This is a genomic window from Corynebacterium sp. ACRPO (assembly GCF_022347205.1).
In the GTDB taxonomy this organism is placed as follows: domain Bacteria; phylum Actinomycetota; class Actinomycetes; order Mycobacteriales; family Mycobacteriaceae; genus Corynebacterium.
In genome coordinates, this window is the sequence record NZ_JAKRNE010000002.1 from 1 (window position 1) to 13,387 (window position 13,387).

A 13,387-nucleotide genomic window follows, 5' to 3' on the forward strand; every position below is an offset into this window, starting at 1 on the left:
CGGAGCTTCCCCCCAGCCACAACACCGCCACCACGGTGGCCGCCCCCCCCCCCCGCGGCTGCCGCACGCCCACCCCGGTAACGGTTTGCAGGCGGGGCACAACGACCCCGCCGCGGCCGCATACGAGGCCGACAGTGAATCCGATGCCGAGGCCACCAAGCCCTCGTCGCGCTCCGTAACTATTGCCGGTGCCGCACGCCGGGCCAAGTCCCAGCCCTTCGGTAGCGGTAGCCGTGCGTTTACTGCAGCATCCGCCTCCACCGCTGGTGAAGAATCCACGCAACAGGCAGAAACCATCGATGGTGAATTGGTGGAAGAAGCGATTGCAGAAGAAGACGAGACTGCAGTCGAGCCACAGGCAGCTGCGGTTCCTGTCTCCCAGCAGGCTGATGCGGACAAGGAAGCCAGCACCGCAGAGGCGGACGATGTCGATGACGTGCTCCTGGAGGACGAGGACGACGCCGCGGACGAGTCCACTAAGGACAAAGCCTCCGATGTTGCCGCCGCCGAGGCTGAGGTCTTTAGCGCCCCAGCTGTCTCTAGCGTGGCGAGCGATGCTTATGCCTATGACGAAACCTATACCTCGCCGGTAGACCTCATGTATCCGGGTGCCGTAGACAAGGCCGAGGACAGTGAAGACGACTGCGCAAATTCTGCCAGCGCGGATGATGCCGAGCCTGCATCTGCAGAAACGGTGGATACCGAGGGAGCTGAAGAACTCGCTGAGACCGCCGAAGCAGACGACGCCGGCATGGATACCGACCTGTCCGAGGACGAGGTCGAGTTCGCCCAGCGTCGTTTGGGTCGCGGTGGCTGGGACCCGGTAGCGGAAAAGGAAAAGTCGGCGACGCGCTACCAGCGCCGTCAGCGCACCCTGCTGGGGCTTGCCGTGGCCGTGGTGCTCACGGTAGCCCTCGGCATTGTAGTCGGTGGCTGGACTTGGTGGTTGGCTGCCGTCGCCGGCGTGCTCACCGTGGCCTACTTGATCGCCCTTCGCTCCCAGGTACGCCAGGAACAGGCACTAATGCGCCGCCGCGTGCGCCACCTGCGCCGCGCCCGCTTGGGCGTGCGCAACACCGAGGATGAAGAGCTGAAGATTCCGCGCAATCTGCGCCGCCCAGGCGCCGTGGTTGTGGAAATCGACGATGAAAGCCCGGACTTCGTGCACCTTCCGCTGAGCTATAGCGATGGTGAGGACGGCGACTTTGACGGCCCGCACGCCGGGCCCGATGGTTATGGCCGTCGCGATGACCTAGCGGCCCGCCGCGCTGGATAAGCGCGCGTAGCGGACTAGCTAGCAGCGCCGTGAAGCTCGTCAGCGCTCGTTGTCTGCGAGTTCGCGAGCGCGTTGTATTCCTGCGCTAGGCCATAATTCGGCACGCCGCTCTCCAGCCACACCCCGGAGGTACCGCGGCGATGGGAGCCGATAAGGTGCGTGTCAATCATGCCGATGGCCTCCATGAGGGCGAAACAGGTAACCGGTCCAACGAAGCGAAAGCCCTTCTTCTTAAGCTCGCGGGACATGAGCTTGGACTCGTAGCTCTTTTTCGGAATATCTTCCATCACTGTGGGGTAGAGGTTCTCCGGAGGTTGGTAGGCCCAGATGAACTCTGCCAGCCCGCCTTCCTCGCGCAGAGCGATGGTCGCCTTGGCGTTATTAATCGCGGCGCGGATTTTGGTTTCGTTGCGGATAATGGAGGCGTCGCCAAGCAAACGCTCCACGTCTGCCTCGCCGAATTGGGCGACCTTGTCCGGATCGAAGTTACAAAAGGCCGCGCGAAACGCCTCGCGCTTCTTGAGCACCACAGCCCAGGACAGGCCGGACTGGAAGGACTCGAGGCTCAAACGCTCATAAAGTCCAGCTTCATCGAAAATGGGCAGGCCCCATTCGGTGTCGTAATACTCCTTCAGCATCGGCGAGGACATCGCCCAAGGCGGGCGGCCCAGGCCATCATCGTCATAGACCAAGGTGGTGCGCTCTTCGGACTGCGTAGTTGGTTCGCTCATGGTGTTCTCCTTTTATCTTTTGTGCGTGGTTCCCATTGAAACAGCCCGCGCGGCCGTGGTCTTTTCCTTCCCCCGCCAAAGGGCGAATTTCCCAGGAGTATAGGTGTAGTCCATTGCCTTCGCGTCGGGCGAGGGGTTCAGGGTAATCTGTTCAGCATGAATAGACCTGCCGTACGCGATGCCGCACTGCTTATTTTTCGAGCGGTCCTCGGATTAATCTTTATCGCACACGGCGTGGACAAGATGTTTATGACCGGCATGGATGAAACCGTGGGGCAATTTTCCGCTCTAGGGGTGCCACAGCCACAGCTTTCCGGCTATATCGCCGCCATAGGAGAGATGGCCGGAGGTGCATTCCTCGTCGTTGGTCTGCTCACCACCTTTGTCGCCGGGGCACTCGCATTGCTCATGGGGTGTGCCCTGTATTTCGTGCACCTGGGCCACGGTCTATTTGCTGCCGACGGCGGAATCGAATACCCACTGGTATTGCTGTTATCCCTGCTGATGATCGTAATTTTTGGCTCCGGTAGAGCCAGCATGGACGGGGTGCTCAGCAATGTTGACGCATAGCCAGGTTCAGGCGGCAATCTCCGCGCACATGGATGGAGAGCACTCCGATCTGTCCCAGGACGTTATTGATACTCACCTGGAAAGCTGCGCCGAATGCCGCGCATTCCGCGATAAGGCGGCCGCGCTATCGCGTTCATTGAGCTTTGTGGAGCCTGCGGATTCCGGTATGGCGCCTCCTACGGATCTTTCTGATATCATCTTGGCCGGCGTGGAACCGGAATGGCGGCGTACCTCCAGCGCTCGTCAAGCCAACCTTACGGTTGCTCGTGCCGCTATGGTTCTTATGGGGGTCATCTTTGCGATCTGGGCGGTGGTGCTCATCGTGCACGCCTCCGGGCTCGTACCGTTGGGCGAGGAAGGAAAGGTTTTGGATCCCACTGCGGATCCGGAGCGAGCCAACCTGCTGATGGAGGGCGCGGCAGTGCGCTTTGGCATGGCCTGTGGTCTATTCTTCAGCGCCTGGCGCCCCGCAGCGGTCACCGGACTGCTTCCGGTATCGGCCACGATGTTTGCCTTCGTCTTCGGCTTTGGCATGCGCGATATAGCGCTGGGTACCGTAACCATTGAGCAGGTGTATTTCCTTATCGCCACCGCGCTGGCGACTCTTAGCCTGGCGTGGGCCTGGGCGGCGGAAAAGGGCTACCTGGTGCGCGCGTGGTGGAAGTCTCTTAACGCACAGCCGCAATAAACTTCGTTCAGGCGGGGTTAGGTCCAGCTCGGCAGCCACATCATGGAGTGGTACCAGGAATCTGGAATCTTGTAGCCGTACAAAATGGGGGAGAAATAGAAGAACATCGCCACTACTAGGGCTAGGTAGAACACGGCGACGATAGTGCCCCAACGTACCGGGCCGCCGGCCAAGCTCTTCAGCCATCCCCACCGCACAGGCCTGCCATGCCCGATGAGCTGGCCTAAAGCTAACGCAATAAGCACGATGACAAAGGGGATGAAAGCCGTGGCGTAGAAGAAGTACATTTGGCGGTCAAAGGCCGCGAGCCAGGGCAAGAAGCCTGCCGCAAAGCCCACCAAGGGGATAAGGAAGGCGCGGTTGCGGCGAATAATGAGCGACCACAGGCCCCACAATACGGCCGGGATGACCAGCCACCAGATGGCTGGGGTGCCAAAGAGGTAGAGCATCTTGCGGCATTCGTTGCTGCCATCACCGCACTGCAGGTCGGTGGAGGAGTAGTACAAGATGGGGCGGGCGGCCACGAGCCAAGCCCAGGGCTTGGAATCCCACGGGTGATGGTGGCCGCCGGAAGAGGTTAGGCTGGCATGGAATTCCAAGACAGAGGAGTGATAGTAGAACCAGCCGGCCAAGGAATCAGGCAGGTGCAGCAGCCACGATCCATCCTCGATGGTGCCATCCACCTTGGCATGGCGGTACACGGCGGTTTCGGAGGCAAACCAAGCCCGCCAGGTCCAGGCGTAGAGCAGTACCGGCACGAGCACGAGGGAGGCCAGGGCAGCAGGGGTATCGCGCACCAGTGTGCCGAGGATGTAGCGGCGCACCCCATAGCGTTTGCGCAAGGCAAGGTCGCTAAAGACGGACATCAGGCCAAAGAACATAATGAAGTACAGGCCGGACCACTTGACACCCAGGGAAAGGCCAAGGCAGGCACCTGCGAGGAGGCGCCACCAGCGGAATCCAAAGCGCGGGCCGAAGGCGGAAGAGCCCATCCGGTCCTTCAAAAACGCGTTGTGGAGGCGCTCGCGCATCTGATTATGATCGCGGGCGAGCGCCCAGGCGGCGGCTACAACGAAAAAGACTTGGAAGATATCCAGCATGCCGAACTTGGAAGAGACCAAGAGCACACCATCAAATACGGCGATGAGGCCGGCTAGGGTTGCTACCTGCCAGGATGAAGAGACTCGGCGGGCCAGGGACATCGTCAAGAGCACGGTGGCTGCTCCGAAGAGGGCCGTCATAAAACGCCAGCCCAAAGGGGAATAACCAAAGACCCACTCGGCTAGTGCCACGATCTGCTTACCCAGCGGTGGGTGTACCACTAGACCATAGCCGGGGTTGGTTTCAATACCGCCGATAAAAAGGTTATCCCAGCTTCGCACCATGTCCCAGGCTTGGGGAACGTAGTGCTTCTCATCAAAGACGGGCGTGCCCTTGGAAACGGGCGCGGTAAGTCCGACAAAGCGGGTAATGAGCGCAAGGACGCCGACGACGCTAGTGCTTATCCAGTCAGCCTTGCCCCACGCATAGGCGCGGGGTGCTGGCGGAGCCACGGTGTCGTGCGTGGTGCGCGATGGGGCAGCGGTAGCAATAGTCACTTGGTTGAGTCTAGGCGACAACGTAGCGCAACCGCGCATTAAAGAGTATGGAATGCTAGAAGTATGTCTGCTTTAGGTCTGGATCCACTACCGCGCGGGGTTATCCTCGCCGCCACGCCGCTGGGAAACGTAGGAGATGCCTCCGCGCGTTTAATGCATGCCTTGCAGCATGCGGACGTTATCGCGGCCGAAGATACGCGGCGCGTGCGCAATCTGGCCCAGGCTTTAGGGATCGAGATTTCCGGGCGGGTGGTGTCCAATTTTGATCACAATGAAAAGGACCGAGCCCAGCAGCTTATCGAGGCCGCCGCGTCAGGCACCGTTCTCGTCGTCACCGATGCCGGCATGCCCATTATTTCGGATCCGGGCCTGTCCCTTGTGGCCGCGGCAGCCGAGCGGGATATCCCCGTGACCTGTTTTCCTGGCCCTTCTGCCGTGCCGACGGCCCTGGCGCTTTCGGGCCTGGGCGTGGGGCATTTCCTTTTCGACGCCTTTCCTCCTCGCAAGCCCGGTCCCCGCAAGGCGTGGCTGGAGTCACTGTGCAACGAAAAGCGAGCCATCGTCTTCTTCGAATCTCCTCACCGCGTAGCCGAAACCTTGGCCGAGGCAGCGGAAATTCTCGGCGCCGACCGCCCGGCCGCGGTGTGTCGAGAGCTGACCAAGACCTATGAGGAAATCCGCCGTGGCAATCTGGGCGAGCTAGCCGAGTGGGCAGTAGACGGTGCTCGGGGAGAGATCACCGTGGTGATTGAGGGCGGTACTGCCGCTGCCGCTACCGCTGCAGACTTGGTGCCCAAGGCGCTCGAGCTAGCGGACGCGGGGATGCGACTGAAGGACGCGTGCAAGCAGGTAGCCAAAGGCACCGAGGTCTCTAATCGCGAGCTTTATGATGCCGCTTTGGCAGCTCGCAAGGACTAGTCCCCACCGCTTATTCGATTACGTCACACCCCGTAGCGCGCGTAGATGGCTTCACTAACGGGGGCTTTGTAATTGAATTGTTATAGTGCTCGGGCGTGTGGGCGGCTTAAAGCGGTATTTACATGGGGAAACGAAGCGTAAAATCCCTTCAAATTATCGTGGAAAATCCCTGGGAAACGGTGTTGAGCAGCGAAGTTTCTACGTGCTTCGTTTGATAATTGAGTAGTTCCGCACCACTGTATAGCTCATGACAAACTCGGAAAATATGGGCACAGGCGTGCCAGAAGAAGGAAAGGAACCGGTCGGCGCACAGGCGCAGCCGGCCTCTGCTTCTTCGAGCGGGCAGCCTATTGAGAATTATCAGACTGTAGACGAACAGCTGGACGCACAATCAGCCACCGGCCAGCTTCAGGATATGATTCACTCCGATGGCTTCCACCCGGAGCGCTATGACGATCCTGAGGTGGAAATCGCGGCCGATCGTGACAATATTCCAATCGATTGGTCCATCGTCGGCATCGCCGGTGTTCTGGTCGCCGCGATCGTTGTGTGGGGCCTGGCCGCCCCGGACAACTTTGCCAACTTCTCCTCTTCGGCCCTGACCTGGGTCGTGGACAACTTCGGTTGGGCCTATATCCTCTTCGGCACCGTCTTCGTGGTGTTCGTTGTCTTTATTGCCGCCTCCAAGTTCGGCTCCATCAAGTTGGGCCGCATTAATGAGGAGCCGGAATTTTCCACGCCATCGTGGATTGCCATGATGTTCGCCGCCGGCATGGGCATTGGCCTGATGTTCTACGGCGCTTCCGAGCCGCTGGCTAACTACCGTGACGGCACCCCGGGCGAGGGCACTGGCAACGTTGGATCGTCCATGGCCTATGCCATGTTCCACTGGACGCTGCACCCCTGGGCGGTGTACGCCATCGTTGGCTTGGCCATCGCGTACTCCACCTTCCGCATTGGCCGCAAGCAGCTATTGAGCCAGGCCTTCGTGCCGCTCATCGGCGAGCGTAACGCCAACGGTGCGGTGGGCAAGTTTATCGATATCCTGTCCATCTTCGCCACCGTCTTCGGTACCGCCTGCTCCTTGGGCCTGGGCGCCCTGCAGATTCAGGCCGGCTTGAAGGCATCCGGAATCATCGATAACCCCACCAATTCCGTGGTTATCGGCATCGTGTTGGTCCTTACCCTTGCATTCCTCCTGTCCGCGATGTCCGGTGTGGGCAAGGGCATTCAGTACATTTCCAATGCGAATATGGTCCTTGCCGCAGTGCTGGCTATCTTCGTGTTCATTTTGGGCCCGACCGTTACCATCCTCAACCAGATTCCTGGCTCCATTGGTAACTACCTCAACTACTTCACCGAGATGATCGGCCGCACCGCCGAGTCCGAAAACGGCACCGCTGGTGAGTGGCTGTCCGGCTACACCATCTTCTACTGGGCATGGTGGGTTTCCTGGTCCCCGTTCGTGGGCATGTTCCTGGCACGTATCTCCCGTGGCCGTTCCGTTCGCGAGTTCTGCCTCGGCGTCCTGCTTATTCCAGCCGGCGTATCCACCCTGTGGTTCGCTATCTTCGGCGGCACCGCTATCCACATGGAGCAAAACGGCGAATCCATTACCGGCGAGTCTGCTGAGGAAGAGCTGTTTAATCTGCTGCAGTCCATGCCTGGCGGCTTCGTTGCCGGCATCGTTGCGGCGGTTCTTCTGGCTACCTTCTTCGTCACCTCTGCGGACTCCGCGTCTACGGTGATGGGCTCTATGTCTCAAAATGGTGCTTCTACCGCTAAGCCGTGGCTATCCGCGGCATGGGGCGCACTGACTGCCTTGGTAGGCCTGACCCTGCTCCTGGCTAATGAGGACGCGCTGTCTAACCTGCAGAACGTCACCATCGTTGCTGCACTGCCGTTCCTGTTCATTGTCATAGGCCTGATGTTCGCCATCTACAAGGCTTTGAGCGAGGATATTATTTACCTCGAGTACCGCGAGGCACAGCAGTTCCAGCGCAAGATGGCCCGCGAGCGCCGCTTGCACCGCGAGTACCAGCGCACGCAGGTACTTAAGAAGCGCCGCAACGAGCGTCTCAAGCACCCGATGAAGCGCAAGTAATTCGCGCCCTTTGCGGTTTGCTTTCATAGCGCCCATCGTTTCCTCAGCAGTGGGGAAGCGGTGGGCGCTTTGTTCTGAAAAAGCGGTTCACCTGCGGAGTAAATGTCTGCCCTAATCGTGTGGGCAGGAGCCGGCTTCGATACAGTAGAACCCATGACTGAGTCTGTAGTAGTAAATGTTGCCTGGCCCTATGCCAACGGCCCGCGCCACATCGGTCATGTGGCCGGCTTTGGTGTTCCTTCTGACGTCTTTGCACGTTTCCAGCGAATGCGTGGCCGCAACGTACTCATGGTCTCCGGTACGGACGAGCACGGCACTCCGCTATTGGTTCAAGCGGACAAAGAAGGAGTGTCCGTTCGCGAGCTCGCAGACCGCTACAACCGCCAGATCGTCACTGACCTAGCCAACCTCGGCCTGTCCTACGATCTCTTTACGCGTACCACCACCCGTAACCACTACTCCGTGGTACAGGAACTCTTCAAGGGCCTGTATGCCAATGGCTACATGCTCAAAGAGACCACCCAGGGCGCTATTTCGCCGTCTACCGGACGCACCCTCCCGGACCGCTATATTGAGGGCACCTGCCCCATCTGCGGCGCGGATGGCGCCCGCGGTGACCAGTGCGATGAGTGTGGAAACCAGCTCGACCCGGTGGACCTGATCAACCCCGTATCCAAGATCAACGGCGAGACCCCAAAATTCATTGAAACCGAGCACTTCCTACTGGATCTGCCCTCCATCAAGGATGAGCTGCACAAGTGGCTGTCCACCCGTGAGGACTGGCGCCCGAACGTCCTGAAGTTCTCCCTGAACCTGTTGGAGGATATGCGCCCGCGCACCATGACGCGCGATATTGACTGGGGCATTCCGATCCCCGTTGAGGGCTGGCAGGACAATAACGCCAAGAAGCTCTACGTGTGGTTCGATGCGGTCATCGGTTACCTGTCTTCCTCTATCGAGTGGGCATACCGCACTGGTCAGCCTGAAGCCTGGAAGGACTTCTGGCAGAACCCGGAGACCCGCCACTATTACTTCCAAGGCAAGGACAACATCACCTTCCACTCCCAGATCTGGCCCGCCGAGCTTTTGGGCTATGCCGGCAAGGGCAACAAGGGCGGTGAGCTTCACCAGTACGGCGAGCTGAATTTGCCAACGGAAATTGTCTCCTCTGAGTACTTGACCATGTCTGGTTCCAAGTTCTCCTCGTCCAAGGGCGTTGTCATCTATGTCAAGGATTTCTTGGCGGAGTTTGGCCCAGATGCCCTGCGCTACTTCATCGCCGTGGCCGGTCCGGAAAACAACGACACGGACTTTACCTGGGATGAATTTGTCCGCCGTATCAATAACGAACTGGCCAATGGCTGGGGCAACCTGGTCAACCGCACCGTTTCTATGGCGTTTAAGAACTTCGGTGAGGTTCCAGCACCAGCAGCGCTGGAAGAAAAGGATAAGGAAATCCTGCAGCTGGCGGAAGAGACCTTCGAGACCGCCGGTTCTTTGCTGGAACAGTCCAAGTTCAAGCAGGCGATTACCGCTATCATGCACGTCGTCGGCGAAGCCAACGCTTATATTGCAGACCAAGAGCCATGGAAGTTGGCTAAGGATGAGACACAGCGCGAGCGCCTAGCTACCGTGCTGTGGACTGCTCTCCAGGTGGTTTCTGACTGCAATGTCATGCTCACGCCGTACCTGCCGTTTACCGCGCAAAAGGTCCATGAAACCTTGGGCCGCGAGGGCGTGTGGGCGGCCCAGCCAGAGGTCCATGATGTCAAGGACGATATCCCGGTAGAGCTCGTTGGCGCTGGCTTGCCGCCAGAGGGCCACGAGTATCCGGTCATCATGGGTGACTACACCCAGCAGCAGGCAAAGTGGGAGCGCATCCAGGTAGAGCCGGGCACCGCCTTGGCCAAGCCGAAGCCGCTCATCTCTAAGCTCGACCCGGAGCTGGGCGAGACCGGCCCGGAGTGGGCGCCTGTTACTAAGTAACAGCACCTAAAACGGCCGCGTTATGGTCCCTTTTCAACAAAGAAGAGGGCATAACGCGGCCGTTTCTGTATTCCGGTTAAGAAAAAGGGGTACGAAATTCCCGAATCCTTGCCGGGAAGGGTGGTTTAGCGCTCGAAATCGCGCTGGAGGTGCACCAAGCCGAGGCGGACGCCATTCTTGGTATGGATATTCGGCATGCGGCCGGTCTCGGTAAAGCCGAACTTCTTGTGCAGGGCAATAGACCCCTCGTTGGTATCGACGATATAGGTGATCATCGTCTGCACATAGGCATCGTCGGCGGCGAAGTCCATGAGGGCGTCGAGAAGCTCGGAGCCCACGCCCTTGCCCTGGGCGGAGGGGGCGATGTAGACGGAATCTTCCACGGTGCCGTAATAGATGGCGGGGGTTACGAACTGGAAGTAGGCCGCCCAGCCAATGACCTCATCATCGTCCACGGCTACAAAGACCGGGGAGCCGGCCTTAAACATTTCCTTGAGCCACTCTTCGCGGTCAGAGACCTCTTCTTGCCACGTGACCAGGTTAGCGGCGGGTTTCGCTGCGGAGCCGGCGTTGTAGATGGCGGTGAGCGCGGGGGCGTCGGCAAGCTCAGCAGGACGGATATGCATAGAAATTCCTTTACACCAGAAGTTGTAGGTGGGTGAGGCTCAACCAGTGATCGAACTTGTAGCAAACCTCTTTAAGAGTACCCACGTTTTCAAACCCGAACTTTTCATGCAACTTCAGCGATGCAACATTGGTGGAAACGATGAGCGCGAGCAGGGAATGGACCTTATCATCGGCGCGGGCCGCATCCACCAAGGCGCCAAGCAACGCAGTGCCCACGCCCTGGCCCTGAGCGGCGGGGGAGAGATAGATGGTGGTCTCATAACAGCCCGTCCACACCTGCGGATCGCGGTAAGGATGGTAGAGCGCCCACCCCAGGTAGGCGCCGGAATCGGACTCCGCGATGAGGCACGGGCAGCCCTCTTTCCAGATGTGGCGCAGGTAGGCTTCGCGCTCTGCGATGCTAGCCGGGGTCGTGCGGAAAATGACGTCGGTGTGCTCGATGGCCCAGTTGAGGGTCTCGGTCATGGCGGGCACGTCCGCAAGGCCAGCGGGTCTGATTAACATGGCAGCCAATATTACAATTGCCTACATGGCTAAAAAGAAGCGACGTCCCACTCCCGTTCCGGCACCGGGCCTAAGCGGCCTCATCGATGCGCACACGCATCTGTTTTCTCACAAGGACACCGATGAGGTGCTGGTCAATCGCGCGCGTACCGCCGGTATTAGCCGCATGGTGACGGTGGGTGATGACCGCCGTGAATCGGCAGCGGCGCTGGCTACTGCACATTCCTTTCCGGATGTTTATGCCGCCTGTGCCATCCACCCGGTGCGCGCCAATGAGTTGGATGCGCCAACCAAGGTGGCGCTGGAGGAGATGGTGGCGGATCCTCGCTGCGTAGCAGTGGGAGAGACCGGCCTCGATGCCTACTGGGTGCAGCACGAGCCTGAGACCACCGCGACCATGGCCCAACAGGAGGAATCTCTGCGGTGGCATATTGACCTCGCGGTGCGCCATGGCAAGACGCTGATGATTCACAACCGCGAGGCGGATGCGGACTTAATGCGCATTCTTGCCGACGCCCCCTCACCCGACACCGTTATGCTGCACTGCTTTTCCTCGCCGCTGAAAGTGGCAGAGGAAGCCTTGGAGCGCGGCTACGTATTGTCCTTTGCCGGTAACGTCACCTTCAAGCGCAATGCCGAGCTGCGGCAGGCGGCGGCGAAGGCGCCGGCCGGCCAGTTATTGGTGGAAACCGATGCGCCATATATGACGCCAGAGCCCTACCGGGGCCAGCGCAATGAACCAGCTCTTATCGGGCACACATATGAATGCATCGCTCGCGCACGCCACCAGACGGTGCAGGCGCTAGCGGCGGAGGTAAACGACACTTTTGATCGCGTCTACGGCCTGCGCTAACGCCTAGGTGACGGTTTTCACAAAAATAAAACCCGCTGGTCAGAGGTGGCGGGGGTGCTTGGTGTGACGGTTGTGTGCCCAGTGAGGCGTGTGGTGGATTAGTCCTCGACTTTGTAGTGCTGTTATCGTATCGTTATTAATCGTTCGTTTAGGTTCTAAGGTCGTGCAGCGCCACCCTCGGTGCGGCAGCAGCGGATCTGAGCAAGGGAATTGCCTGCGTGGACTTCTTTGCTGACCTAAACTCTTGTAATTGTTGAAACCTGCACTACCGGAGATTCATTCAGCATGTCACCTCATCAGATCAAGCGCCTCAATAACTCCCGCTCGCTGCCACTGCGTCTGGCAACGGGTGGCGTATTGGGCACCCTGGCCGTCGGCGGCGTGGTAGCCGTTGCGGCACAAAAGGACGTCACCGTGGACATCAACGGCGACAAGGTGGAGTTGGCTACCTTTGCCAAGGATGTCGACGGCGCGCTGGAGGCAGCCGGCGTGCAGGTGAGTGAGGAAGACATCGTCTCCCCGGCCCCGTCCGAATCCGTGGGTGATGGCGATGAGATTTCCGTGCGCACCGCCAAGCCGGTGGCCGTGACCATCGACGGTGTGCAGCAGCAGCTGTCCACCACCGACCTCACCGTTTCTGACCTGCTGGGTAGCCTCAACGGCGTGGTCAAGGGTGCTTCTGTGAAGTCTGGCGATGCCGACGTGGACGAGGACGCCCAGCTGGAAGAGGGCATGGACCTTGAGGTTGTGTCCCCGAAGATCGTCAAGATTAATGATGGCGGCAAGGTAACCTACACCAAGATTGCCGCTAAGACCGTCGAGGATGTTCTCAAGGCCCGCAATATCGACGTTGATGACGATGACCGCGTCTTCCCGTCCAAGGAGACCAAGGTTACCGAAGGCATGTCCATCAAGGTGGACCAGGTTTCTACCACCGTTTATGACTCGGAAGAAGAGTTTGACGCCGAGCCCAACTTTGTCGATGACCCGGAGCTGGAAGAGGGCACCGAAGAGGTCCGCGAGGAAGGCGTTAAGGGCAAGCGTGTTATTACCCACAAGCTGGTAATGAAGGACGGCGCTAAGGAATCCAATGACGTCATCAAGGAAAAGGTGACCGTCGAGCCTAAGGCTGCCACCATTGCCCGCGGCACCAAGAAGTCCGAGGAGGAAAAGCCGGAGAAGGGTGGCAACTCCGGTGCTGCTGCTCCGGCGGTGGCAGATGGCTCCGTCTGGGATTCCATTGCACAGTGTGAGGCCACCGGTAACTGGGCTATTAATACCGGCAACGGCTTCTCCGGTGGTCTGCAGTTCACCCCATCCACTTGGGCAGCATTCGGCGGTACTGAGTACGCACCGGAGGCATGGCAGGCTTCCCGTGAGCAGCAGATTGCCGTGGCAGAAAAGGTGCAGGCAGCGCAGGGCTGGGGCGCATGGCCGGCATGTACTTCCAAGCTGGGCCTGCGCTAAACCGCAGCGCTTCTTGGCCGCACACCCACTGTGGTGTGCGGCCTTTTTGTCTCTTCTACTAAGTT

12 protein-coding genes are annotated in these 13,387 nt (G+C 59.4%); 8 read left to right on the forward strand and 4 right to left on the reverse strand.

What is annotated here, in order from left to right; translation table 11 throughout:
• Positions 1-85 precede the first annotated feature (85 nt).
• Positions 86-1,276, forward strand: coding sequence for a gephyrin-like molybdotransferase receptor GlpR (gene glpR, locus MHY22_RS01650; RefSeq protein WP_239277775.1), 1,191 nt, complete (start codon positions 86-88; stop codon positions 1,274-1,276).
• Positions 1,277-1,290: 14 nt separating this feature from the next.
• On the opposite strand, the gene MHY22_RS01655 is transcribed toward glpR, so the two are convergent.
• Positions 1,291-2,007 carry a DNA-3-methyladenine glycosylase I gene (locus MHY22_RS01655; protein ID WP_239277777.1) on the reverse strand — a complete coding sequence of 239 codons (717 nt, stop codon included), beginning with the start codon at positions 2,005-2,007 and terminating at the stop codon, positions 1,291-1,293.
• 156 nt (positions 2,008-2,163) lie between these two features.
• Between MHY22_RS01655 and MHY22_RS01660 the strand changes: the two genes are divergently transcribed.
• Positions 2,164-2,577: a DoxX family protein gene (locus MHY22_RS01660; RefSeq protein ID WP_049379053.1), complete on the forward strand. Its 414-nt coding sequence runs from the start codon at positions 2,164-2,166 to the stop codon at positions 2,575-2,577.
• On the forward strand, positions 2,564-3,265 hold the full coding sequence (locus MHY22_RS01665; RefSeq protein WP_239277778.1) for a zf-HC2 domain-containing protein: 702 nt from the start codon (positions 2,564-2,566) through the stop codon (positions 3,263-3,265). Before MHY22_RS01660 ends, MHY22_RS01665 begins: the two co-directional genes overlap by 14 nt.
• A 17-nt stretch (positions 3,266-3,282) precedes the next feature.
• Here the strand turns inward: MHY22_RS01665 and MHY22_RS01670 are convergent, their stop codons facing one another.
• Entirely contained in the window at positions 3,283-4,902 is a 1,620-nt protein-coding gene (locus MHY22_RS01670; RefSeq protein WP_239277779.1) for a dolichyl-phosphate-mannose--protein mannosyltransferase, read from the reverse strand.
• A gap of 24 nt (positions 4,903-4,926) precedes the next feature.
• Here MHY22_RS01670 and rsmI point away from each other — a divergent pair, with 24 nt between their 5' ends.
• From rsmI to metG, 3 genes are all read left to right on the forward strand, one after another.
• Positions 4,927-5,781, forward strand: coding sequence for a 16S rRNA (cytidine(1402)-2'-O)-methyltransferase (gene rsmI, locus MHY22_RS01675; protein WP_239277780.1), 855 nt, complete (start codon positions 4,927-4,929; stop codon positions 5,779-5,781).
• 247 nt (positions 5,782-6,028) lie between these two features.
• On the forward strand, positions 6,029-7,885 hold the full coding sequence (locus MHY22_RS01680; protein WP_239277781.1) for a BCCT family transporter: 1,857 nt from the start codon (positions 6,029-6,031) through the stop codon (positions 7,883-7,885).
• 153 nt (positions 7,886-8,038) lie between these two features.
• Entirely contained in the window at positions 8,039-9,871 is a 1,833-nt protein-coding gene (metG, locus tag MHY22_RS01685) for a methionine--tRNA ligase (RefSeq protein ID WP_239194409.1), read from the forward strand.
• Positions 9,872-9,996: 125 nt separating this feature from the next.
• Here metG and MHY22_RS01690 read toward each other — a convergent pair whose 3' ends face one another.
• Positions 9,997-10,497 (reverse strand): GNAT family N-acetyltransferase, encoded by a 501-nt coding sequence (locus tag MHY22_RS01690; RefSeq protein ID WP_239277782.1) that lies wholly within the window; start codon positions 10,495-10,497, stop codon positions 9,997-9,999.
• A gap of 10 nt (positions 10,498-10,507) precedes the next feature.
• Positions 10,508-11,002 (reverse strand): GNAT family N-acetyltransferase, encoded by a 495-nt coding sequence (locus MHY22_RS01695; protein ID WP_239277783.1) that lies wholly within the window; start codon positions 11,000-11,002, stop codon positions 10,508-10,510.
• On the opposite strand from MHY22_RS01695, the gene MHY22_RS01700 reads away from it, so the two are divergent.
• Both MHY22_RS01700 and MHY22_RS01705 read left to right on the forward strand, forming a co-directional pair.
• Positions 11,001-11,855 (forward strand): TatD family hydrolase, encoded by an 855-nt coding sequence (locus MHY22_RS01700; RefSeq protein ID WP_239277784.1) that lies wholly within the window; start codon positions 11,001-11,003, stop codon positions 11,853-11,855. The genes MHY22_RS01695 and MHY22_RS01700 overlap by 2 nt on opposite strands.
• Before the next feature lie 285 nt (positions 11,856-12,140).
• On the forward strand, positions 12,141-13,322 hold the full coding sequence (locus MHY22_RS01705; protein WP_198492757.1) for a resuscitation-promoting factor: 1,182 nt from the start codon (positions 12,141-12,143) through the stop codon (positions 13,320-13,322).
• Positions 13,323-13,387: the final 65 nt, after the last annotated feature.

What these genes read in the sequence shown, in the direction of transcription:
- MHY22_RS01655 (WP_239277777.1), bottom strand. Translation starts at nt 2,007, where the DNA reads ATGAGCGAACCAACTACGCAGTCCGAAGAGCGCACCACCTTGGTCTAT.
- MHY22_RS01660 (WP_049379053.1), top strand. Translation starts at nt 2,164, where the DNA reads ATGAATAGACCTGCCGTACGCGATGCCGCACTGCTTATTTTTCGAGCG.
- MHY22_RS01665 (WP_239277778.1), top strand. Translation starts at nt 2,564, where the DNA reads ATGTTGACGCATAGCCAGGTTCAGGCGGCAATCTCCGCGCACATGGAT.
- MHY22_RS01670 (WP_239277779.1), bottom strand. Translation starts at nt 4,902, where the DNA reads ATGCGCGGTTGCGCTACGTTGTCGCCTAGACTCAACCAAGTGACTATT.
- rsmI (WP_239277780.1), top strand. Translation starts at nt 4,927, where the DNA reads ATGTCTGCTTTAGGTCTGGATCCACTACCGCGCGGGGTTATCCTCGCC.
- MHY22_RS01680 (WP_239277781.1), top strand. Translation starts at nt 6,029, where the DNA reads ATGACAAACTCGGAAAATATGGGCACAGGCGTGCCAGAAGAAGGAAAG.
- metG (WP_239194409.1), top strand. Translation starts at nt 8,039, where the DNA reads ATGACTGAGTCTGTAGTAGTAAATGTTGCCTGGCCCTATGCCAACGGC.
- MHY22_RS01690 (WP_239277782.1), bottom strand. Translation starts at nt 10,497, where the DNA reads ATGCATATCCGTCCTGCTGAGCTTGCCGACGCCCCCGCGCTCACCGCC.
- MHY22_RS01700 (WP_239277784.1), top strand. Translation starts at nt 11,001, where the DNA reads ATGGCAGCCAATATTACAATTGCCTACATGGCTAAAAAGAAGCGACGT.
- MHY22_RS01695 (WP_239277783.1), bottom strand. Translation starts at nt 11,002, where the DNA reads ATGTTAATCAGACCCGCTGGCCTTGCGGACGTGCCCGCCATGACCGAG.
- MHY22_RS01705 (WP_198492757.1), top strand. Translation starts at nt 12,141, where the DNA reads ATGTCACCTCATCAGATCAAGCGCCTCAATAACTCCCGCTCGCTGCCA.